The sequence below is a fragment of the Mesorhizobium sp. M7A.F.Ca.CA.001.10.2.1 genome, from assembly GCF_003998575.1.
In the GTDB taxonomy this organism is placed as follows: Bacteria; Pseudomonadota; Alphaproteobacteria; order Rhizobiales; family Rhizobiaceae; genus Mesorhizobium.
On the sequence record NZ_RZQY01001159.1, the window covers coordinates 1 to 884 of the forward strand.

The 884-nt window shown below is 63.5% G+C and carries 2 protein-coding genes; one reads left to right on the top strand and one right to left on the bottom strand.

From position 1 onward, the window contains the following. Positions 1 to 396 (bottom strand): MarR family winged helix-turn-helix transcriptional regulator (locus EN964_RS35850; protein WP_164776513.1); only part of this gene is annotated, 396 nt, incomplete at its 3' end. A 206-nt stretch (positions 397 to 602) separates the two neighbouring features. Here EN964_RS35850 and EN964_RS35855 point away from each other — a divergent pair. Next, positions 603 to 884, top strand: a 282-nt coding sequence (locus EN964_RS35855) for an SDR family oxidoreductase (protein ID WP_127277545.1), incomplete at its 3' end; no start/stop codon positions are given.

Genomic DNA, 884 nt, shown 5'->3' on the forward strand with positions numbered 1-884 from the left:
GCTTTCAGCCTTGTCCCTGCCGACGACATCCTCGAAACGCTGCTGGGCGATCTGCCACAGTTTCATCGCCGCCTCGAGCTTGGCCAGCCCCTGCGGCGTCAGCCGCACACGCTTGACGCGGCGGTCGTCCGGGTCGGCGAAGGTCTCGACATAGCCGTCGCGGATCAGTGGTTTCAGCGTATGGCCGAGCGCCGACAGGTCCATGATCAGCGACGCGGCGATGGCCCCCATCGCCGGCTCGTCGCCGATATGGATTTGGTAGAGCAGTCCCTGCTGTGTCGCCTTGAGGCCTGACGGATCCACCACATCATCATAAAACTTGCCGAGTTTGCGCGCCGCGCGGCGCAGCGCGGCGTTGTTGCAGAGCGTGAGGCCGGGCAAGCTGTCCTTTGACATGATGGTCCTTGGCGCCGGCGAATGACGCCCGGCTGCACCCCTCAAATAATCCCCGTCCGTATCATTGACAAGATAGTGGCATATGCCTACTTCGCAATTAGTGGTATATGCCACTAAATCAATCAAGCGGCTTCCGGCAATGCGGCAGATGCCACGGCGCCGGATCAGTCGAAACGAACCAGATCAGTCGAAGAAGGAACAGGACAATGAGTGGACAGGGCAACAAGGGCACGGCGGTCGTCACCGGTGCTTCGTCGGGCATCGGCGCGGTCTATGCCGACCGGCTGGCGGGGCAGGGCTACGATCTGGTGCTGGTGGCGCGGCGCGCCGACCGGCTGGAGGAACTGGCCGGGAAGCTGCGCCAGACCTATGGCCGCAAGGTCAGCGTGATCAGCGCCGACCTCTCCAACGACGGCGACGTCCGCCGCGTCGAACAGGCGATCGCCAGCGACGACAGCGTGACGCTGCTGGTCAACAATGCCGGCCTT